This window comes from Segetibacter sp. 3557_3, from assembly GCF_004354985.1.
In the GTDB taxonomy this organism is placed as follows: Bacteria; Bacteroidota; Bacteroidia; order Chitinophagales; family Chitinophagaceae; genus Segetibacter.
In genome coordinates this window covers 269,667-292,231 of record NZ_SMSK01000002.1, presented here as the reverse complement: position 1 = coordinate 292,231, position 22,565 = coordinate 269,667, and the positions used below count along the sequence as shown (strand labels likewise).

The 22,565-nt window shown below is 46.2% G+C and carries 16 protein-coding genes; 9 read left to right on the top strand and 7 right to left on the bottom strand.

Features of this window, described 5'->3' with window-relative positions; translation table 11 throughout:
• Nucleotides 1-60: 60 nt before the first annotated feature.
• On the bottom strand, nucleotides 61-1,065 hold the full coding sequence (locus tag EXU57_RS05585) for a chemotaxis protein CheB (protein WP_165958040.1): 1,005 nt from the start codon (nucleotides 1,063-1,065) through the stop codon (nucleotides 61-63).
• 311 nt (nucleotides 1,066-1,376) lie between these two features.
• Between EXU57_RS05585 and EXU57_RS05580 the strand changes: the two genes are divergently transcribed.
• A complete protein-coding gene (locus EXU57_RS05580) occupies nucleotides 1,377-1,613 on the top strand; it encodes a hypothetical protein (RefSeq protein ID WP_133267191.1) in 237 nt (78 codons plus the stop codon).
• Nucleotides 1,614-1,748: 135 nt separating this feature from the next.
• The gene (locus tag EXU57_RS05575; protein ID WP_133267190.1) at nucleotides 1,749-2,357 is read left to right on the top strand and encodes a M23 family metallopeptidase; all 609 of its coding nucleotides are present in this window, start codon (nucleotides 1,749-1,751) and stop codon (nucleotides 2,355-2,357) included.
• A 379-nt stretch (nucleotides 2,358-2,736) separates the two neighbouring features.
• Here EXU57_RS05575 and EXU57_RS05570 read toward each other — a convergent pair whose 3' ends face one another.
• Complete coding sequence (locus EXU57_RS05570; RefSeq protein WP_133267189.1) at nucleotides 2,737-3,414, bottom strand: arylesterase; 678 nt, start codon at nucleotides 3,412-3,414, stop codon at nucleotides 2,737-2,739.
• A gap of 123 nt (nucleotides 3,415-3,537) precedes the next feature.
• On the opposite strand from EXU57_RS05570, the gene EXU57_RS05565 reads away from it, so the two are divergent.
• Together EXU57_RS05565 and EXU57_RS05560 are read left to right on the top strand one after the other, a co-directional pair.
• The gene (locus tag EXU57_RS05565) at nucleotides 3,538-4,239 is read left to right on the top strand and encodes an ABC transporter ATP-binding protein (protein WP_133267188.1); all 702 of its coding nucleotides are present in this window, start codon (nucleotides 3,538-3,540) and stop codon (nucleotides 4,237-4,239) included.
• Between the two features lie 48 nt (nucleotides 4,240-4,287).
• The gene (locus tag EXU57_RS05560; RefSeq protein WP_133267187.1) at nucleotides 4,288-6,828 is read left to right on the top strand and encodes an ABC transporter permease; all 2,541 of its coding nucleotides are present in this window, start codon (nucleotides 4,288-4,290) and stop codon (nucleotides 6,826-6,828) included.
• A 1,018-nt stretch (nucleotides 6,829-7,846) separates the two neighbouring features.
• Here the strand turns inward: EXU57_RS05560 and EXU57_RS05555 are convergent.
• Nucleotides 7,847-10,081, bottom strand: coding sequence for a Tex family protein (locus EXU57_RS05555; protein WP_133267186.1), 2,235 nt, complete (start codon nucleotides 10,079-10,081; stop codon nucleotides 7,847-7,849).
• 249 nt (nucleotides 10,082-10,330) lie between these two features.
• Between EXU57_RS05555 and EXU57_RS05550 the strand changes: the two genes are divergently transcribed.
• The 3 genes from EXU57_RS05550 to EXU57_RS05540 all read left to right on the top strand — a co-directional run bounded on the left by EXU57_RS05550 (nucleotide 10,331) and on the right by EXU57_RS05540 (nucleotide 12,429).
• Entirely contained in the window at nucleotides 10,331-11,200 is an 870-nt protein-coding gene (locus EXU57_RS05550; protein WP_207955401.1) for a hypothetical protein, read from the top strand.
• Nucleotides 11,201-11,410: 210 nt separating this feature from the next.
• Complete coding sequence (locus tag EXU57_RS05545; protein WP_133267185.1) at nucleotides 11,411-11,986, top strand: RNA polymerase sigma factor; 576 nt, start codon at nucleotides 11,411-11,413, stop codon at nucleotides 11,984-11,986.
• On the top strand, nucleotides 11,986-12,429 hold the full coding sequence (locus EXU57_RS05540; RefSeq protein ID WP_133267184.1) for a hypothetical protein: 444 nt from the start codon (nucleotides 11,986-11,988) through the stop codon (nucleotides 12,427-12,429). Before EXU57_RS05545 ends, EXU57_RS05540 begins: the two co-directional genes overlap by 1 nt.
• Before the next feature lie 93 nt (nucleotides 12,430-12,522).
• On the opposite strand, the gene EXU57_RS05535 is transcribed toward EXU57_RS05540, so the two are convergent.
• The 4 genes from EXU57_RS05535 to EXU57_RS05520 all read right to left on the bottom strand — a co-directional run bounded on the left by EXU57_RS05535 (nucleotide 12,523) and on the right by EXU57_RS05520 (nucleotide 20,170).
• Entirely contained in the window at nucleotides 12,523-14,322 is a 1,800-nt protein-coding gene (locus tag EXU57_RS05535; RefSeq protein WP_133267183.1) for a T9SS type A sorting domain-containing protein, read from the bottom strand.
• Between the two features lie 805 nt (nucleotides 14,323-15,127).
• The gene (locus EXU57_RS05530; RefSeq protein WP_133267182.1) at nucleotides 15,128-18,682 is read right to left on the bottom strand and encodes a GEVED domain-containing protein; all 3,555 of its coding nucleotides are present in this window, start codon (nucleotides 18,680-18,682) and stop codon (nucleotides 15,128-15,130) included.
• Nucleotides 18,683-18,900: 218 nt separating this feature from the next.
• A complete protein-coding gene (locus EXU57_RS05525; protein ID WP_133267181.1) occupies nucleotides 18,901-19,308 on the bottom strand; it encodes a hypothetical protein in 408 nt (135 codons plus the stop codon).
• Between the two features lie 61 nt (nucleotides 19,309-19,369).
• Complete coding sequence (locus EXU57_RS05520) at nucleotides 19,370-20,170, bottom strand: sterol desaturase family protein (protein ID WP_243745520.1); 801 nt, start codon at nucleotides 20,168-20,170, stop codon at nucleotides 19,370-19,372.
• Between the two features lie 290 nt (nucleotides 20,171-20,460).
• On the opposite strand from EXU57_RS05520, the gene EXU57_RS05515 reads away from it, so the two are divergent.
• The gene (locus tag EXU57_RS05515; RefSeq protein WP_133267180.1) at nucleotides 20,461-21,150 is read left to right on the top strand and encodes a response regulator transcription factor; all 690 of its coding nucleotides are present in this window, start codon (nucleotides 20,461-20,463) and stop codon (nucleotides 21,148-21,150) included.
• 5 nt (nucleotides 21,151-21,155) lie between these two features.
• Nucleotides 21,156-22,538: a sensor histidine kinase gene (locus EXU57_RS05510; protein ID WP_133267179.1), complete on the top strand. Its 1,383-nt coding sequence runs from the start codon at nucleotides 21,156-21,158 to the stop codon at nucleotides 22,536-22,538.
• Nucleotides 22,539-22,565: the final 27 nt, after the last annotated feature.

Here is a 22,565-nt window from a genome sequence, read left to right as displayed (position 1 = left end):
TTACATCCTGCATGGCCCTTCTTCAAATTCCAGCTGTCATCACTTTAAAGGTTGTTAACTTCAGGCATCCTTGCCCGCAAACAACAGCTCTTTTAATCTTACAATGTGCTGCTCCAGTTCTTCAGCCTTTTCCTTGTGTGTATTGCTAAGTTGAGGAAATCCATTGGTGCTTTCCCGGGAGCTGATTGACATCAACAAATTTCTCCGTTCTTCCATCATCCGTAGCGCTACCCACAATGTTGACTCAAGGCTTTCCGCCTGCTTTTGAACCAGGATCTCTTCGGTATAAACATGACCAACGTGGCAGCGGTAGCGTTCTACATTAGCGTGCCGCATCTGCCATAATCCACCGCCACAATCCGGACAAACGTACAAACTGCGCTCACCAAGATTACTGACTACATTTAAACCAACGACGGCATTTTCCGCTATCCTGGCTTCAAGCACCACATCATCCGGTGCAACAATTGCAGGTTTTCCATTTCCATGAAGTGAAATTGCCTGCCGGATAACCTCACCCATTTTCTGTAGTGAAACGGAATAATCAACTTCTACATGTTCAATAACCGACATTGGCATATCAGGGTACTCGGCCTCGTTAGGATCCTGAACAATGCAAACACCACCACTCCGCTTTATGGCCAACATACCATCAGTGCCATCATTTAAATAACCGGTTAAAACGATACCAATTACCTGGCTGGCATGGTTTGCTGCGGCAGATCTGAAAAGCACATCTACCGATGGTCTCCACCTGTTTTCGGCTGGTCCCCTTCCCAACACAACATGGTCGTCCCTGATTACGAGGTGTTCGTCGGGTGGTGCAACATATATTTTGTGGCGTTCAATCGCCATGCCATCAGTTACCTTCATACAGGTATAGGTCGTATATTTTTGCAACCGGTGTACAAGAAAATCGCCGATCCCAACTTTAGAAAGATGCAGCACAACAAATACAGCAGCATTAATATCCTCGGAAAGTTGTGAAACCAGTTCTGTTGTTGCATTTAAACCGCCGGCAGAGGCACCAATAACAATATAGTAGTCCGGCTTCTTAAGTCCCATCATCTATTTTTACATAAGACTTCAATATCTATGCCTTATACACTCTTGCTCAACCCTCAAACAGCCCGTAGTAAGGTTGCTCGCTTCACCCAAATTGCTTTGGTATTATCAGCAGGCATAAATCGTATAACATTAGATCCAAAGTTGTGTAACGCAGTTTGGGCGATGTGAACCGGGGTAGGATTTCGAACCCTGGTTAACACACGTACATTTGCCAGCCTTATTTACCTGGTCATGCCCTCGGGTATAATGCTCACCTAACCAACACGTTTTGAGGCATAGTTTTTTAGCTTACTACTTAAACCACTTATATGAGCGAATATCCAAATCCCAAAGATGATGAAATCAATTCCAATCCCGGCCAACAGGACAACACTCCTGACGAGGCCGAGATGCTGGAAGAAGATACCCTCGTAACGGAACAAAAAGAGCAGGGAATGGAGATGGGAACAAGTTTTAAGGAGGATAAGGAACAAGACCTGGATGATCTAATTCACCAACAAGGCAAACTCAGAAGCGACGAAATTCCATCTCCCGAAGAAAGCTGATCCGGTACAAATATCTACCGGACCCGTTTTACCAATATGATCGACCGGGCCACAATAATATGTTGGCCCGGTTTCGTGTTTACCATATAGAGGTATAACATCCATCTCGATTATTAATAACTTCAATTCACCGGCTTGACTAAACATCTTACATTTTCCATCGCATCCCTGTTGTTCGCAGTCTTCATTGCAGGTTGTGCAACCAGCAAAGATCCATACCGCAATAAAGCATTAAGACTTCAGAAAAGACTGGATGTTGAAGACACCAGCTACCTGTACGCACTGCCTTACGCAAAAGGCAAGTCGCACCTGGTGGTACAGGCCTACTTTGGCACTTTCACACATAAGAACAGGGCAGCTATCGACTTCAAAATGAAAGAGGGAACCAAAATATATGCTGTACGTGATGGTGTTGTGGTAAGGCTCGAAGAACGGAATACCAAAGGGGGCAACAACAAGCGGTATCGCCAGTACGCTAACCTGCTGGTAATCGCTCATGACGATGGCACAAGAGCTGGCTACTGGCACCTCAAACAAAATGGGGCACTGGTAAATATGGGAGATACGATAAAGAAGGGACAGCTTATTGCCCTAAGTGGCAAAACCGGTTATGCGGCATTTCCACATCTGCACTTCCTCGTATGGTCCAATAACAACAATGGCTGGCAGCAGGTGCCCACCCGTTTTAACACCGGCCGGGGTCCCAGATACTTGCGGCCATTCAGGTGGTACCGGAATAAGTAAAACATACAAACAGTAGTGCTAAAAAACAGCGATGCGTGAGCACCATGCCGGTAGCTTATACAACAAACTTTTGAAACCATGCACCTTGCTCCCCTGCAATATATACCGGGATTTTTTTGGGGACCAGGCGATATAACACTCCTGAACATCCTTGCGTCGCACTCTTGTACAATTACCTGTATTGCAGCCGTTGGTTTCATCCGCGAAAGGCAGCAAAGTATAAGGGCGTTATGAATGCTCATGTGTTTACCAGCAACATGAGCTGAACAATCGCGTGTGGTAACAGGTCACCCTTTCCTGTGTGTAAGCAATGGATAATAGCTTCGTACAGCACCTGATACCATTTTTTTTAGCCCTACCGAACCCAGGATAATGGTTTTTATAACAGGCCTTTCAGCACACTCCATACATTTTCCGCAACAATTCTTTGCCCCTGCTCAGTCGGGTGTATGCCATCAGCCTGGTTTAACTCTCTTACACCGCCAACTCCTTCAAGCAAAAAAGGCACTAGCGCCATATTGTTCTTTTCTGCCAGTTCAGGAAAAATGCTTCTGAATTTGGCGGTATAATCCGGGCCCATATTCGGAGGCACCTGCATACCTGCAAGCACCATTTTTACATTCGGGTATTTTGCCTTTACCTTATCGATGATCGCCTGCAGATTTTTTTTGGTTTCGCTTACCGGGGTCCCGCGCAAACCATCATTCGCACCAAGCTCAAGAACAAAAACGTCTACCGGTTGACGAAGGATCCACTCAATCCTGCCATTCCCACCGGCAGAGGTCTCCCCGCTAACCCCGGCATTAATGACTTTATACGGTAAAGCCATAGAGTCGATTTTCTGCTGGATCAGTGCAGGGAACGCCTCAGTAGGATCTAACCCATAACCCGCGGTAAGACTATTCCCTAAAAAGAGAATGGTTTTGCTATAAGCAATCGTAGCTGTCGTATCGGCGTCGGTTGAGCTTGCCTGCGCTTTTTCGTTTTTGTTATTGCTGCAACCAAACGTTAGCAACATCACCAGACTAATACATGCGATCCATCCAAATCCTTTCATAATTATAAATTGTGCGCTTCGGTAGTAGGACACTCAACTTTGCCGCGGCGTTAACGTAATACAAACAGTTATTAAGGTATTTTTACCCAAGCCATAAATTCATCAGCAAGTTAAATCAAAGCATTGGACAAGATCTTAAACATTCAGCAGGTTAGCAAAACGTATCAAAGTGCAGGCCGCACTTTAACAGTTCTGCACGATATCAACTTTTCTGTTGATGCCGGTTCTACCATGTCGATAGTTGGTCCTTCGGGCAGTGGCAAAACAACATTACTGGGTTTATGCGCAGGGCTCGACCGTTCATCCGAGGGCTTTGTTGAATTGCATAACATACGGTTAAATACACTCAACGAAGGTCAGCTTGCAGAGGTGCGCAACCGCTATATCGGCTTTATCTTCCAGAACTTTCAATTAATGCCGACCCTTACTGCACTTGAAAATGTAATGGTACCGCTGGAGCTACGCGGCGAAAAAAAGATCAGGCCTATTGCTATGGACCTGCTTGATAAAGTTGGTCTTGCCGACCGGGGCCACCACTACCCTTCGCAATTAAGCGGTGGTGAACAACAACGGGTCTCGCTTGCACGCGCTTTTTCCAACAAACCCCAAATCTTGTTTGCCGACGAGCCAACGGGCAGTCTTGACGCTGAAACAAGTGAACGCATTATCGACCTCATTTTCGAGCTCAACAGGGAAGCCGGAACAACGCTCGTTATGGTTACCCACGACCTCGACCTCGCGGCTAAAACCCAGCGTATCATTCGTATCAAAGGAGGCGCAATTGTCTCAGATCAACCAACACAAGCTGCGATTGCTCTACAGTAACACCTAACAAAATCCGGCAGCATTAGCTGCAACATTTACTACATACATATGCAAAAGTCAAATGGCCTTAACCTTCCATGGCTCTTTAAAATGGCGTGGCGTGACAGCCGGCGCAACCGGTCGAGGTTATTGCTGTTTATATCTTCCATTATCCTGGGTATCGGGGCACTTGTAGCAATTTATTCGCTTGGTGATAACGTACGAAGGGATATAGATCAGCAGGCTGCAAGTCTTCTCGGAGCAGACCTCGAAATCACCGCTAACAAGCAGGTTACCGGGCCCATAAAGAAAATGCTCGACTCCCTTGGCGACCGGCGTTCGCGCGAAGAGAGTTTTGCATCCATGATCTTTTTTCCCAAAAACAGCGGCACAAGGCTGGTGCAGGTAAAAGCAATTGATGGCGAGTTCCCATATTATGGATCTCTTGAAACGGAACCTGCCCAGGCCGGAAAGGCGTTTAGAGATACGCAGGCTGCGGTCGTTGACAGAACCCTGATGCTCCAGTACAATGCACAACCCGGCGACTCAGTTAAAATTGGCAAAGTGACGTTTGTGATCGCCGGCACCCTGCTTAAGGCACCAGGCCAAACGGGCCTTTCCGCTTCAGTCGCGCCAACCGTGTATATACCATTGCGCTTCATGAAGCAAACCGGGCTTCAACAAACGGGCAGCCGGATAAATTATAAGTTCTACTATAAATACGACCAGGCCACCAACATGAACGCGCTCATAGAACGGCTTGAACCCAGGCTTAATCACTATAGCCTGTCGTTCGATACCATCGAGAGTCAAAAAGAGGATACCGGACGTTCGTTCAGCGATTTAAATAGCTTCTTGTCGCTGGTTGGCTTTATCGCTCTTTTGCTTGGGTGCATCGGTGTTGCAAGCGCAATCCATATCTACATCAAAGAAAAAATTCCTTCCATTGCGGTAATCCGGTGTCTTGGCGTGAAAGCCAGGCAGGCGTTCCTGATATACCTGATCCAGATTGCCGGAATAGGCTTAATCGGCGCGGTTATCGGAGCCGCACTGGGTACGCTCATCCAGCAGTTCCTCCCTTTTGTTTTGCGCGACTTCATCGCAGTTGATATTACAACTGGTATCTCGTGGCGGGCAGTAACGCAGGGAATAATATTAGGCCTGGTAATTTCAGTGTTGTTTGCCTTGCTGCCCCTGATATCCTTGCGCAGGATATCGCCGTTAAACACACTGCGGATAAGCGCTAATGATAACCAGCTTGCACGAGATCCCGCGAAATGGTTGGTGTACCTTCTGATTGTCGGGTTTATTGTAGCATTCAGCTACCTGCAGCTGAAAAGCATTGAACGTGCGCTATTCTTTACGGCCGGTGTCATTACTGCTTTCCTGGTGCTTACCGCCATGGCTTATTTGGTCATGTGGACCGTCCGGCGGTTCTTCCCGGTCTCCTGGAGCTATCTGTGGCGACAAGGTTTGGCAAACCTGTACCGGCCAAACAACCAAACCATCATCTTACTGGTTTCCATTGGGCTGGGGACTGCCTTCATTTGTACCCTGTTTGCAGTGCAAACATTGGTGCTCAAGCGGGTTACACTGTCAGCAAGCGGCAATCAGCCGACTATGGTGTTATTCGACATTCAAAAAACCCAAAAGGAACCCCTCATTACACTTGCCCGGCAACACGCATTGCCCATCATACAGGAGGTGCCTATCGTTAACATGCGACTTGAGCAATACAACGGTAAAACGGCAGCCACCATCTCAGGCGACAGCAGCTTTTCACGCCGCGCATTTACCCGTGAATACCGTGTTACCTACCGCGACTCATTAACGGAGTCTGAAAAGATTACCAAAGGTGAATGGCATGGTAGTGCAACGGCCGACAATGGAACCGTTTACGTATCGCTCGAGCAGGGCTTTGCGCGACGGCAGCACATTAGTATTGGCGATACCATGGTGTTTAATGTTCAGGGATCACTTGTGCCGACCATCGTGGGCAGCTTTAGGGAAGTAGACTGGAACCGTATTCAAACAAACTTCCTCGTGGTATTTCCAAAAGGGGTACTTGAACAGGCTCCACAATTTTTTGTGCTGCTCACCCGGGTAGCAACAGAACAGGCTTCTGCCCGTTTTCAACAGGCTGTTGTTCAAAATTTTCCAAACATCTCGATCATCGACCTTGGACTGGTAATAAAAACACTCGATGAAATCCTGAGCAAGATTGGTTTTGTGATCCGGTTTATGGCCGCGTTTAGTATTATCACGGGCCTGGTTGTACTTATCGCATCAGTGCTCATCAGTAAATACCAGCGTATCCAGGAAAGTGTGTTGTTGCGAACGTTGGGTGCGAGCCGAAAACAGATCTTATTCATCACTGCACTGGAATACTTTTTCCTTGGTGCGCTTGCTGCGGCTACCGGAATATTGTTATCACTAATCGGAAGCTGGCTCCTTGCTGAGTATTTGTTTAAAACTTCTTATACACCCGAGTGGCTGCCTTTGCTGGTGATTTTCCTAGCAATCGCACTGCTTACCATGTTCATTGGTTTGTTTAATAGCAGGGGCATCTTATCTAAACCACCGCTGGAGATTCTACGCCAGGAAAGCTAGGTGATTGCGGATGGACGGATTACGAATTAGCGAATTGCGGATTGCGAATTGGCGGATTACGAATAAGCGAATTGCGGATTGAAAAATGACGGATCGGAGGATTCGATAATTGACGTAAGGGTGGATTATGAATTAGCGAATTGCGGATTAGCGAATTGCGGATGGACTGATTAGCGTAATCCGGATGAACGTATAGCAAATTGGAGATCGGCGTATACAAATGAACGCATTGCGAATTCGAAAGCGAAGGAATGGTGGAGTCATCAATGGCAATTGTGGAAATTGGGCAACTTCCGTGTTGGTGCGTTGCAGAAATCTGAAATGCGACTATTAAATTGACCCCCTAGGCTTCAATGCCTCTCAACCAATCAACTTCTCAACCTCTCAACTAGTCAACCTACCAACCTCTCAACTAGTCAACCTATCAACCAGCCAACCAATCAACTTATCAACCAGCCAACCTCTCAACCAGTCAACCTATCAACCAATCAACTTATCAACCAGTCAACTTTCTTCCCAATACCTCAATACCCAATACCTCAATACCCAACACCAATACCAAAAAAAAGGGTCCCTCCGTAGAAACGGAGCGACCTCTAACGATTGCTTGCCATATGAAAATCGTAAAATATTTTTATTCGAACCTGTTCGGGTTTTAACTTTTTATTTTAGCTTGCATCGCCTCTAACGACTTGCTTGCCATTTTGAATGCTTAGTTATTTGCTTGTTTGTGATGTAAAAGTAGCCCGTGATTTTTCTTGCCGTAAATCAAGTTACGGGCCTTTTAATTATCACTAAATGCTGTAAGAGAATGCCAAACGCTTACTGGTATTGGTTTTCAGCGATTTACTTTCATTATCTCCAACACCTTTTTCAACCGAATAATTTTGTGTAAATGTTACACTAACGGTTGAAAAAGGTGTTTTTTCATTTAACAGCTGTACTTCTTCTTATAAATAAAAATACCAGTGCCTTTTAGAAGCACTGGTATTAACGCTATAAAAAAATTTTGACGAGGCTATTTGCCAAACTTCTTCTTTAGCATTGCCAGGGCGTCATTCATCGGCAGTGCTTTCTCCTGTTCCTTTGGCTTACGAGCCTGGTCATTTTTAACCGGAGTGGTTTTTTTCTGGGGTGCTTCTTCAGCTTGCTTAATCGACAAAGCAATCCTTTTACGGGCTACATCTACTTCAGTAACTTTCACGGTTACATGCTGCCCCAGTTTTAATGCCTCATTTGGATCTTCAATAAAACGGTGAGCAATCTCAGAAACGTGCACCAGCCCATCCTGTTTAACGCCAATGTCGACAAATGCACCGAACCGGGTAATGTTGGTAACCACGCCCGGAATGATCATACCTGCAGAAACATCTTCAATCTTATAGATGTTCGAAAACTCAAACTGTTGCACCTCACTTCTGGGATCAAGACCAGGTTTTTTAAGCTCATTCAGGATATCACGGATCGTGAGTTCCCCAAATTGTTCATTGACATACTTTTTTATAGTCACCTGCTTTATCAAGGATTCATTACCAATTAAGTGGGATACGTCCGTGTTCAGGTCGCCGGCAATCTGCTCAACAAGGGGATAGGTTTCCGGGTGAACGGCACTGGCATCAAGAGGGTTTTTACCGCCCGGAATTCGTAGGAAGCCTGCACATTGTTCAAAAGCCTTTGCGCCGAGCCTTGGCACCTTAAGCAGGTCCTTACGGCTTGAGAAACCCCCGTTTTCATTCCGGTACTTCACAATGTTGTCGGCAAGTGTGTTGCCAATACCACTAACATAACTCAGCAGGTGTTTACTGGCTGTATTAAGGTTAACCCCCACCTGGTTCACGCAGCTTTCCACGGTTTGATCCAGTCGCTCCTTTAACCTCGATTGGTTTACATCGTGCTGGTATTGCCCGACACCGATACTCTTTGGGTCAATTTTCACCAGTTCCGCCAGCGGATCCATCAGTCTTCGACCAATACTAACACTTCCCCTGACTGTTACATCGTGGTCGGGAAATTCTTCACGTGCGATTTCCGATGCGCTGTATACTGAGGCACCATCTTCATTCACCATAAAAACAGGCAGGCCAAGGTTTAACTTCTTAATAAATTGTTCAGTTTCCCTGCCAGCAGTTCCATCACCTATAGCAAATGCCTGTACCTGGTACGCTTCAACCATATTTCTGATGGTCTGTTCCGCATCGTGCTGCCGGTTAGCTTCATGTACGAAGATCAAACCGGTTTTTTGCAGCGACCCTTTCTCATCAAGGCATACCACCTTACACCCGGTTCTATAACCTGGATCTATAGCCAATATTCTTTTACTACCCAGTGGTGAGCTTAGCAGCAACTGCCGGAGGTTTTCAGCAAATACATTAATGGCGTCCTCATCACCTTTTTGTTTTAAGCCTGTCCTAAATTCGCTCTCGAGTGCCGGTTGAAGCAACCGCCGGTAGCTGTCTCGGATTGCCTTCTTCAACTGCTCATTACAGGGGCTGCTTCCCTTAACAAATTGTTCTTCTATGCCCGCGATGGCTGTGTCTTCTTCAGGCCCGATGCCAATACGTAGAAAGCCTTCGAGAAACCCTCTTAACACAGCCAGGATCCGGTGACTTGGAACGCGTGAAATGGGTTCAGAAAAGTCGAAATAGTCCTTATACTTAATGCCTTCAGTTTCCTTGCCAGGCACAACCTTGCTTTGCAAGGTGGCTTCCTGCTCAAACAATTTGCGAAGTTTTGCCCGAACCTGCACGTCTTCGTTTACAATCTCGGCAATAATGTCCCGCGCACCTTGCAGGGCATCATCGGCTTTCGCAACTTTTTCGTTAATGAATTCACTTGCCTTTGCAACAACATCAATGTTTTGCTGCTCAAGGATCATTGTGGCAAGCGGCTCCAAGCCGTTTTCCCGGGCGGTTTGTGCTTTGGTCTTGCGTTTCGGTTTAAATGGCAGGTAAATATCTTCAAGTTCAGCAATGGTTAAAGCAGCTTGTAATTTAGCCCGGATTTCATCGGTCATATTACCTTGTTCATCGATTGTTTTTTCGATGAATACACGACGCTCCATGAGTTCAACAAGTGCTTTTGCCTGCTCCTGTACCTGTTGAATCTGAACTTCATCAAGATTTCCGGTTTTATCCTTACGGTACCTGGCAATGAAGGGGATGGTTGAACCTTCATCCAGCAGGCTAAGAACGGCTTCAACCTGTTGTGGTTTAATATTAAGTTCACGGGCAATATCAGGTGCAAATTCTTTCATCACTCTAGTCTTTTGAGGCTGCGAATGTAACCAGCATCAATTGAAAGAAAAAATGCGTGAACATGCCCGTTTTCAGATAAATAGATCAATGTAAACGGAAACGACAACAGATCAGCTTCAAGATTTTGTTTCTATTTGCAGCAACCATCAGCGTTCATGCTTCGTATTCAAAAGCTGCAGAACTGCAATATTCTCAATTCAATTACCTGCCCCTGCCAGCCAGTGCGGTACAACTACTAAAGACTTTTTATGAAAAATTTCATGATGTTAAAGGCATGTGTACTTGCCATTCTTGTATTCTCAAACTCCTGTAAACATGAACGGCTCGTACCAACGAGCACAGCTCCGCTTATTCAACTTAAGTCGAACCCAACACTGGGTTCATACCTGAGTGATTCGCTTGGGTATACCCTCTACTACTTTTCAAACGATTTTGATGGCAAAACCAATTGCTCAGGTGGCTGTTTGAATATTTGGCCCATCTATTATGCAGGTGAAAACCTCACCCAGGAAAAACTTCCAACCGGGTTGAACATTGCAGATTTTGCCACCATTACCACCAGTTCAGGCGCAAGACAAACCACATACAAGAGTTGGCCCTTATACTACTATGCTCCGGTTGTTAATGGGGTAAACGTAAGGGAAGCTGTAAACGAAACCAAAGGCGAAGGTGTTGGCAATATCTGGTTTGTGGCCAAACCTGATTATTCGATCATGCTTGTAAACGCACAATTGGTGGGCAATAATGGAAAAAGTTACAAAAGCGATTATACAGAAGGAACAGGAAGAACATTATACTTCTCCGACGAGAAAGGAAATACCCTCTATGGATTCAAGCCAGACAGCTTTAACATAAACAAGTATACACGGGCCGACTTTTCGAACAACGCCGTATGGCCCATCTATGAGACCGACAAGGTAGTTGTACCATCAACACTTGATAAAACACTGTTTGGAACGGCAAATGTTTTTGGCAAAAAACAATTAACGTATAAAGGATGGCCGATATATTACTTTGGGCTCGACAGTATGAAACGGGGGCTCAACAAAGGCATTACCGTACCGAGTGTTGGTGTCTGGCCGGTAATTGTTGCCGGGATGACCCCTGCTCCTAAATAGACCCCTTCCCAAAATCATCTATTCGTTTAATAACTTCGATAGACAGCACCGTTCCGCATACAACTCCCATCATCAACAGCCCTTGCCCCATCTGCAACCCTAACCTTGTTGCGTTGGGGCAATTTTTTGCACAGCTAATCTGCAGCATAACCGTTTATGGATTTAACAGCTTGAAAGCATCCTATTGTGGAATTCAATTTACTTTGAAGCGTGGTTAAAGATCCCTTAGCAAATATCACCGATAAAGAATTGCTCGACCGGTTTTACGCCGACAACGATAATCAATGGCTGGGTGCCCTGCTTCAGCGTTATACCATGCTGCTATTGGGTGTTTGCATGAAATACCTGAAAAACGAGGAGGACGCAAGGGATAGCGTACAACAGATCTTTTTAAAAGCAATTACCGAAGTAAGAAAGTACCGGGTAGATTATTTTAAAAGCTGGCTTTATATGGTAGCCAAAAATTATTGCCTCATGAAGATCAGGGATCGACATGGACGAATACCCGTAGAGCTTAGTGCAAACATCACCGGGGAACCTGAGGACCAACTCGAACAACGTGCCGCGCTACTTGAAAAAGACCATACCCTAAATACGATCGCCCAGTCGCTGGATGAATTGAGTAAGGAGCAAAAACAATGTGTAACTTTATTCTATCTTCAAAAACAATCCTATCAACAAATAGCAGATACTACCGGGTACAACCTGCTCCAGGTAAAAAGCTTTATTCAAAATGGCAAACGCAATCTTAAAAACATTGTAGAAAAGAAAATCAAGAGCACCTGATGGCAAATTGGAACGACATATTATCGGGTAAAGACGAGGAGGTTAATGACGACGAGTTGTTGAAGTACGTTAACGGCGATCTGCCGGATGAAGATATACACCGGATAGAACAAAAGATTGCATCTTCGGCTTTTGTCAACGACGCAGTTGACGGCCTACAGGAATTCAACAACAAGGAGCGCCTGAATAGCTATGTTCGCCAGCTAAATAAAGACCTCCATATACACCTGAATGCGCGGAAGTCGAAACAGCAAAAAAGGCAGATCAAAGACTACCCTTATACCTGGATCACGATCATCGTAGTGCTGTCCATTTGCATCCTGGGATACTTTGTTATTCATCTATACAAAAACAATAAGGTGCCTGTTCCTGCAAACCGCCAGCAAGAAAACACGCAACGAACAATTACCCCCAGTTCCCTGAATCCCGTTGCAAAAGGTTGATCGGGTTTGTACATAGAAAGAAGAAACAATGTCATAAATAGAAAGAGGCTGCTCCGTTTGGAAGCAGCCTCTTTTGCTATAGCCATTGCAGGATTAATCTTTCACAAACTTTCTGACTGCGCTTTCACAACCATTAGCGCAACTGGCTTTTACAAGGTAGTTGCCGGAAGGAAGATTTGCTACACTAATCTTCAGGTTGTTGTCACCCGAAATTAGCTGAGCCGCCTTTTTCATAAGTACCTTTCCGGCGAGGTCAGTTACAACCAGGTCGGCACTCATGTTTGAAGGAGCGGAAATTACCAGGTTTAAAGATTCCTTAACCGGGTTTGGATATATGCTGGCCAAGCTAACTGTAACCGGCTTTGCTCCCTTAATTGAGATGATATTGCTCAGGGTAGATTTGCCGTCTTTATCTACCTGTTTTAACCGGTAATAATTGGATGCGGCAAGTGGTTTGAGATCGTTGAAGTTGTACTGAATAGCAGCACTGCTATTACCGTTTTGCGCCTTTGATGGCACAAATCCAATTGGGGTAAATGTAAAGCCGTCAATAGAACGTTGCAGTTCAAACCCGGTGTTATTGATCTCCGAATTGGTTGTCCAGCTGAGTTTATTCAATGAGCCCATCCTTTCACCCTTCAGGTTACTCAGGGTTACCGGAAGTGCAGCACCAGAAAGCCTGATCGAGAAACCGCCTTCTGTACCCTCTACATCAAATCCATATATCCGAATGTAATAAGTTTGGCCGGCTACAAGGTTGTTTAATGTAAGTATCTCCGTTTCGCCATCAACGGTAGCATCAGCACAACCAATGTTGGTTAGCGCGCCGCAGGTACCTGAGTAAGCAACTACTACGGGATCGAGAGAAAGAAGAGGAGTAACCGTGATGGTACCAGCGCCTGATTGAGTAGCAGTAATCTTATACCACACATCATCGTTCGCATCGCCCTCGTACGTTGCGCACACTACTGCCGGAAGGCTTTGTGTTGCGCTTACCGTAGTGCCATTCACAGGGGCTGTGCCGGCAATGGTGATTGCATTTGCACAGTCGTCGTTTGCGGGCGGCGGTGGGATGGCCCGGGTAGTAAAGGAGGAAACGGTGTTACAACCTACCGCTTCCCCGCCCTGGTTTACCGGAACTACACGCCAGTAATAAGTAGTACTATATGGGAAATTACTAATTCCAACTATGGTATCCCTAGCAGTACCTACGAACTCGGGAGGATTGCTGGTGGAGAGATAAACATTATAACCTGTTGCACCCGCAACGGAACGCCAAGCCAGGATACCCTCGGGGGCAGCAGTAGCAGTAGCTGCATCGGCGGGGAATAAAGTTGATGTACAAGGTGGTGGTGGGGGCGGATCAAGTGCGCAAATTGAGTAACACCGATTTTCCCCCTGATCAGACAAAGCTTCGCGCCACATGCGAATATAAACAACGGTTCCAGCAGGCTGGATAACGAGGATCTCGGGATACTCGGCATTTTCGCATTCTGAAGCCACCTGCGTAAACGTACTGCCGGCACAGGCAGCAGGGTTTGATGATGTATAAACCGCCATATCCCAAAATGATGAAACCTGGGAACCGCTACCGTTGTCACTAACAGTAATACTCAGCTTTCCGCTTGCGGGAACCGTTGCCCTATACCAGAAGTCGCGGGTAGAAGCTGCGAAATCACCGCAGGTTATCGCAGGCAGCGTTACCCCCGACGATGAACTTGTGCTGTTGGTAAACGTGGGTGGATTGATACAGGCAGAAACTGCACCTGAACAATTCAGGTTGCTGCCCACCGTTAACTGGGTTGCATTGCACGGCTCATCCGACTGGGCGAATACTTTGCCGCCAAGAAATAGTAACAGGAAGAAAACTTTGGGTAGAAATGAATACCTCATAAACAGTTGTTTGGTTATTGATCAAAAAGTTAATCACTCGTGTTATCGTAGATGCAGGAAACATATGACTTCTTTTGTCGCTACCATCAACCTACCAAATTGTCGGTTGAACTACATTAGGGTCTCCTGCGGCCGGCTGAAATATGATCCGGGAAAACGACGGTATCCGACTTGTTCGGCGTACTGGTATAAGCAGGTTTAAGCGATAGAATATCCCGACTAATATAATGCTATTTTAATTAATTTTTTAATTCCAATAGTATAATTCAACCTGGTTTTAAAAGGTGCTTTTTTCAGGCATCCGGATTAACCATCTAGCTATTTCAGGTCGTACTTCGCGTACTTGTTTTCGGTTGGTTCATTACGAAGGGAGCATGTATCTAACCCATGTCACCGCCTTTGTTCCGGTACACAATATCAATTTCAATCCGATGGCGCCTGACCCCAGGCAATATAAAAGAGCCCAATAGCATTGTTGCCGTAGAAGTGAGTGACACCCGTCCGAACCGGGTTGATCCGGGCGGGCAACCGGAGCCCCAAGAATGCTCCACTGCCGGTCACCAAAAAAATGCCTCAATGATCGAGATTGACGTTTATGTAAATCGCACTGAGTAAGCTCTTTTTGTGCAACACGAGCAATCTTTAATCGGGATCGTTTTGCTGTGCTCACCTTAAGTTCGCATGGTGGCTTACGCGCCTGAGGTTGGTTTCGGCAGGCAGTGTTCCTCTTTGACGCAGGTTCGTTAAAGTTACACCGGGATAATGCGCTGCTTTAGCAAACTTTTAGTTCCGCAACATTCGATGTTTATTGCCGGTTAAACCTGGTTGAAATAGGTGCACAATTGCCCCGACAGTTTACCGTTAACAGGTACACCCCACGTGATAAATGCCCGACATTAAGTTGAATGCGGTTGTCCTCTTTATCTAAGGCTTGTGACATCTGCAACACGATTTTTCCTGTAGCATCAAAAACGCTGATCTTTACGAAGTCTTGCACGGGGGCAGTGACGGCCAAGTTAAGAAATGTCGCCGCAGGGTTAGGATATATAGAGGTGACCTGCAACCAGCCTGTGGGTGCGCCCGCAATGCTGACAACGTTTGAAAACCGGCTATTGCCATCATGATCAATTTGCCTTAAACGGTAGTATACCGCTTCGGAAGAATTGACATTATCGGTAAGCTCGTAGGGGATGCTGCCCGCACTATTGCCACCTCCTGCTTTTGACGCGATAAAACCAACTACCTCGTAGTCCGTACCATTACCGGAACGTTGAACTTCGAAGCCACGGTTATTAACTTCATTAAACGTCGACCATCGCAAAACCACCTTGCTACCTATACGTTCTCCCCTTAGTGGAGTCGTTGTAACCGGCAACGTATTTGCCCGGCCATGCAGGTAAAAGCCGGAGAAACGCTGAACGGGAAAGTCAGCAAAATAACCGTTACCCATTGTACCGCTGGCCAACTGCATATATAATGAATCGAACACAGGAGGAGCGGCTGCACTACTGCAAATCATGGCCGACTGGCTCATGTTAATCGACGGACTACCCGATACGGAAGGGTCGGCTAACCGAAGCGCATTCAGCTCCTGGTTTGTATAGTAAAAACGCAGGATTACCGGGGTGGCCAGCATAGCATTATTGGTTACGATACCAAAGTTTCGATTAAGGTACTTGATGCCATCAGCAGATGTTCTTACCGTACCGGGATTAACGAAAAAAGAAGAATTTGTAATCTTTCCCAAATTGTTCCCGGCAGCATTGATGGACATCACCATGTTGCCGGCAGTATCCAGGATAGGCACGAAGTAGCGTGTATTGTTGCTGGCCGTGTCGATGGTAGTAGAAGCTAATGGCAAACAACTGCCCGGTGCGCCCGGAGAGATACTTTTCACAGCCGATGTCGTGAGGATCGTGACCTTGTAATCCTCCGACTCGCCATACATATAAGAGTTACAGGCATCTACCGGTTGCACCTCGTTATATACATCTCTAACCCTCATCCGGTGTTCGCCCGGTGTCGCGTTTGGTGGAATAGATAAACTGAAGTAAGTACCCATTGCACTACTGGTAATATCCTGGTTATTCAACAACCTTTCTGACGCTTCAAAGAAGCCATTATCGTTTAAGTCGACCCAAATAGTTATCCGGTTACTGCTTGCGCCGGTTCGTGCGAAGCCGACATACGCATTTCCCGCACCGAGCATGACATTGGAAGCATTATAGTAATCGCTATAACTACTGTTTGAGACCGCAGGAGAATTTTTGAGCTGGCTTCCACTCTCCCCGTTTAACCGGAATAGCACAAGCGAGTCTCCTACTGCTACACCTCTTCCATAAAGCGGGGTGCATGTTGTTACAGCAGGAGCTGTGGTGAAGGAATCAATCCGGCAGCCTGTTGCAGTAAAAGAGTTCCTGGGCCTGACAGTCCAATAATACTTTGTATTAAACAGCAACAGCGGAACCGTGTCGGTTGTAGTTACGATGTTTCTGTACAACATCCTTGGAGGATAGGTTGTATCGATAAAGAGATCGTAAGAGCTGGATGCTGACACTCCGGTCCACTCAAATACGACCGGAGAATTTACGGGTACTGCCATGGCATTTGATCCCGGAGACAAATAGCTGTCGGAGCACGTTGGGGGCGACGCAGTGCTAAACATCGACGCTGAGCCCTGGCAACCGGTAGCAACACCGCCGCCGCTTTTTGGCAACACATACCAGTAATACACTGCACCCGGACTCAGGTCTGAAATCGTTGTTGACGTGGCAGTATTCGCTGTTACGGTTGCTTTTAACCGGTATGTTGCGCCGCTGTCTTCACTTACCAGGATGTCGTAAGCTGTTGCATCTGGAACACGGTTCCAACTGAGAACAGCAAAGGAGGCATTAACCGTGCTCCCATTTAAAGGCGAAACATTAGCTGTGCAACCCGGTATTACAGGATTTGGAACGACCTGGATACAGAAATTGCCATATGAGCCCGCAGATCCATCAACCATTAAAAAATAGGTTACTCCTGCTGTAAGGTTGGGCGTTGTTAGGGTTACTTCAGGGATTGCAGAAAGGTTAAAAGCAAGGGACGACGGCACTTCGGTAAATACCGGCGCCGGGCAACTTGCAGCGGTAGTGAATACACCCAGCCAACCGTCGAGAAAGCCGGACCCTAAGTCTTGTGGCCGGGATAATACGATTGTTGCAGGGCCGGAAGTAGTTGGTGTATAGGTGTACCAAACGGTATTATTTGGTGTGCTCTTCGAAAATAGGGGATCATTTACCGAGGTTGCACAGGTTGTGTTGGCGCACAGCGGTACAGCGCCGATGGTTAACGGTAATGCGCCGCAATAGTTGTCGTTTAGGGGCGCACTGCCCGGTGTTAACAGAAGCGGAGTTGAATAGGCATCACTACCAGAACAGCTGGTTCTCCGCCGATAGTACTGCTGATTGGTTAGCAACGGAATTGGGTAAAAAGGAAGATTTCCGGATAGAATGTCGGTCCAGTTCTGGCCATCTGCTGAAGATTGCCACTGAAAGCTTAGGTTAGCAGCGGTAGAACCTTCCTTTACATCAAGCAAAGCGGCAGCATTCAAACAAGTTAAACGATTGTTGTTTACGGTAGTGCCACCAACTGGCAGACCAGCACAATCAGGAAGCGGGTAGAAAGTATATACCTGCCCTGTTGCAGGTTTCGTGCTGGTCGTAGCTACTTCGTTTGATAAACTGGCGACAGGTGAACTGCCGGTGTTATCAACCGATAGAAAGCTTCCTGGTCCCATTGCAGTTGATGCTATGCCAATAGAAGCAGAGCCATTTATTACTGCACCGGAGTCTTGCCGGTAGTGAAAAGAAATGTGGTTTGTGCCTTCTGTTAACTTCACCTGGAAAGATATAGCAGGGCCGGAGTTGGTTGTACTCCATTGCCAGTTTAACCATTCCATCGTGAAGGTTCTTGCACCGGGGGCACCGGTTGTTACATACCTGGCTGCCGAGGCCGCGGTCGTGCCACTCAGATCATCCCAGAGCGGCGCAAGTAGCGGACGCCGGGTTGATAAGGTACCCGAGAGATTGTTTATCGGTGTTGATGTGGCAGATGTATTAAACGACAGAAAGCCATCTGAACTGGCTACTACCTGGGTGTAATTGCTGCCATTGAAGTTGAAAGTAAATCCAATCGGAATAGGCACCGAAGTTTTATTGTTTCCAAGAAAATCCATGGCCGACGTGCTGGTTGAAACAGCTGTAGCACCAGTAAGTTCGGTATAAACCGATGTGGAAGCTGTAAAGCCATACTTAAGATATTGGGCTTGAGAAGAAAAATAACACAGGCTCAACAACACAACAATGAACAAATTTTTCATAGAAATAAATTCCTCCTTAAGGTACGGAGATCATTAGAGAAAGCCCAATATGTGCAAAATGGGTGAAAACGTTTTTATTGATCCCCAACCTTCCCATTTGGCTTCTAATCTTCAATCAGGCATCGTCAACCTGCTAAATGTTCGAACATTTTGCAGTAGCGAAAAACGATGCACCTGTTGAACCAACCAAATTTGCATTTGCCGGCACCAAGAGAACACTAGCTAGTTGTAAGAGGGTCCGTGCCCGAAGCAGGAGTTTTGGGTAGGAAGGACATTATGATCATTACCACGGAAAAGAAAACGATTGCATAGATCCCAACACGCTTTTCGGGGCACTCTCCCATCTGGCATTGGGTTACCACCAGTATATTTTTGAAAGCCCAGGCAAGATTGATCGCTGATATAAACACATTTACCCGCTTGGCTGCTATTTGTGGCAGCGCAAAGAGGATGATCGCAATAACGGCAAAGAAAATGTGCAGGTAACCAGGTTTTCCAAAGCCGGTAGGGGCAGTATTGATACCGTTGATGGCAGTTTTTATAGAGTCGATATAAACCCATTCTAAAAAGCAGGAGGCAATCAGGCATAATGCTGCAACTATGCCGAAAAGATTCGAATAACGCATAAGGGATATTTCAGTTCGGCAAATGTAAACCTGCTAAGCTAAGCCCAACGATAATTCACAACTAGGTTTTTGCAACCTCTTTTTTCGAAGTCTTTTCCCGGAACATACTGCTGAATTTTGGACTCTCCGTTCGTACCCATTTATCCCAAAAAGTAAAGTACAGTCCGAAATTGTACTTGAACTGCTTATGGTGAAGCGAATGATGCGTCGCTCCAATCAGCCACTTACCAATAAAGTGTTTTTCGAACTTAGCAGGGTACACCTCTACTTCCAAATGGTTGATAATACTGCTGAAAGTCATAATCGTGAGTTGGGTGAGCAGCACATAGTAATGCATTGGCAAAAACATAATCGTCAGCGGTAATACGATTGCCTGCAAAAGACCCTCTAACGGGTGAAACGAAAAGGCTGTCCAGGGACTTGTAGTTTTACTATCATGATGAACCTTATGGATCAGCCGGAATACTGCCGGCTTATGCATCCACCGATGGAGCCAGTAGTAATATGTTTCATGAATAAGCATGGATATTATAAGGCTCACCGGCAGGTACCAGAGCCCAAATTGACCAGGATCGGTGTAAACACGGGTTAACCCCTTTTGCCACAGCACCACGGTCAACGCCCCTGCCAATGCAAACAATAAGGAAGTTATAACAGACCACCTCACCTCACGTAACAGCTGTGCGCGGGGAACCTGTTTTGAAGCTAGCCTGCGTTGTTTCCATTTTTCGGGGAACCAAACAAAAAATGCAAAGTGAAACAACCCGGCGATGAGCACAAACCGGCCCATAATCACCGTGAACATGGCTACCACCAGGAGCACAAAAAAAAGTGGGTTCGAGAAATCTGGAATCTCTGGCATCTAACAAAATTACCGGTTAACAAGGAATACAGACAAGAGCGATCTAACAGGGGCGATTCCCCGACGTCGCTTAAATAACATATTTTAGCTGCTTTGGTTCTTTGTTGAAACAAATACTGCACCGGAGCTACAGGAAACGAGCAGGCATTGCGTGCTTTATCCGGAGCTTACCTGGCCGGTTAAGCCGGTGATTGCCTCGTGTTATTCCCGAACAAGGCCTGCAATTATACCAGTATCTTAAAAGAATGATTTTGCACCAAATTGATTGATGTAACAAGCACATTGCCCCTATGGAAGAAAGCAGGATCCTGATTGTGGAAGACGAAAAGAAAATCGCCGACACGCTAAACTTTGGACTATCAGAAAACGGTTACCATACCGAAGTTGCTTACGACGGCAACCTTGGCTATCAACTTTTCCAGGCAAATACTTTTGACCTCACTGTTCTCGACATCAATATACCCGGCATGAATGGTTATGAGCTCTGCAAACTGATCCGGGCGGAAAACAGGGAAATGCCCATCATCATGTTAACGGCAATGACCTCGATCGACGACAAAATTGAAGGTTATGACGCCGGCGCGGATGATTACATCATTAAGCCATTTGAATTCAAGGAACTACTCATGAAAATACGGGTGCTTCTGAGGCGCACCATGAGCAACAGGGTTCCACCGGGGACTATCTTAAAGGCTGCGGATCTCGAACTTAATATCGACAGCAAGGAGGTAAAAAGGGGAAATACCACCATAAACCTTACCGCTAAAGAGTTCCAGTTACTTGAGTATCTTCTTCGTAACAAAAACAAAGTGCTATCCCGCTCAGAAATCGCCATAAACGTTTGGGAAATCGACTTCGATACAAACACCAATGTTATCGACGTATATATCAACTATGTTCGAAACAAAATTGATAAACCTTTTAGTCAGAAGCTTATTCATACCCAGGTAGGAATGGGATACATTTTAAAAGAAAATTAGCCGGCATGCCAGTAAGAATCAGAATTACGCTGCTGTTTAGTCTTCTTGTGATGTTTATCCTTGGCCTGGTTTGCGGATCGGTGTACCTATTTTCTTACACCTCAAGGCTGGCGAACATACAACGCAAGCTCCATAACCGTGCAATCAGCGTTGGAGGGCTGCTTAGCCAATCTGAAGTTTTTTCAAACGAGCTTATACAACGGATTGAGTCCTATACTTCTATCTCCTTCAGCAATCGTGTTATCCAGGCTTACGATGCGGACCACCGCCAGATCTACCGGCACAGCAGCATACCCACGGATTCCATTAGCATTGGTCCTGCCATTTTCGAAGAGGCCTTAAAGAAAGGAGATGTCTTTTTTAAAAGCGGCAACAAGGAAGCCGTTGCTCACTTTTACAAACACGAAAACCACCGACTGTTTGTGGTTGTTGCCGGGGAAGATGAGGAAGGAATTCAAACGCTTCGAAAGCTATTCAACATTCTTACCCTGAGCTTTCTCGGGGGAGTGGTTACCGCACTGCTGGGTGGATTTTTCTTTTCCAAAAGCTTGCTCAAACCAATCAAGAAAATCGCTGACGACGCAAACGAAATATCTACCCACAACCTTTCTACCCGAATTCATACGGGGGTTGTTAAAGATGAGTGGCAATACCTTTCGAATACCCTCAATTCCCTGCTTGACCGGCTGCAGGAAGGTTTCGACCTGCAAAGGCGATTCATTGGCAATGCTTCTCATGAGCTTTCCACCCCACTCACCTCTATATCAAGTCAACTTGAAGTTGCGCTTCAACGCGAGCGTGCGGCCGGTGAATACCGTGCAGTGATGAAGTCCATCCACCAGGATGTACTTCACATGATTAAGCTCACACAAACCCTACTGGAATTCGCAAAAGCTTCCGGCACCCCCGGCGGGCTCGACATATCACTTGTTAGAATCGATGAAGTACTGCTGAGACTCCCGGCGGAAATCGCTAAAGCCAACAACGGCCATAGCATATCCTTTGAATTCGACGAACTTCCTCCCGAAGAAGATAAACTGCTCGTCTACGGAAACGAGGAATTGCTCTTCACAGCCATTCGGAATATTGTTACAAATGCCTGCAAGTATTCCGAAGATCATCACGCTGCCGTCAGATTGGTTATCGAAGCGTCGCAAATACTCATCAGCATTACCGACAAAGGAGCCGGAATACCGGAAAGCGAATTTGAAAACATCTTCCAACCTTTTTACCGGGTTCACGAAAGCCGGTCCAAAGAAGGTTTCGGGCTTGGACTTTCACTTGCCTACCGCATCATCAAGTTACACAACGGCGACATTGCGGTTAGTTCAAAGGTGAGTGAGGGAACGGTATTCACAATTAGCGTTCCCGCTGCGGGCAGCTTATAACTGATTACGTCCGGCATTCCGCGCTTT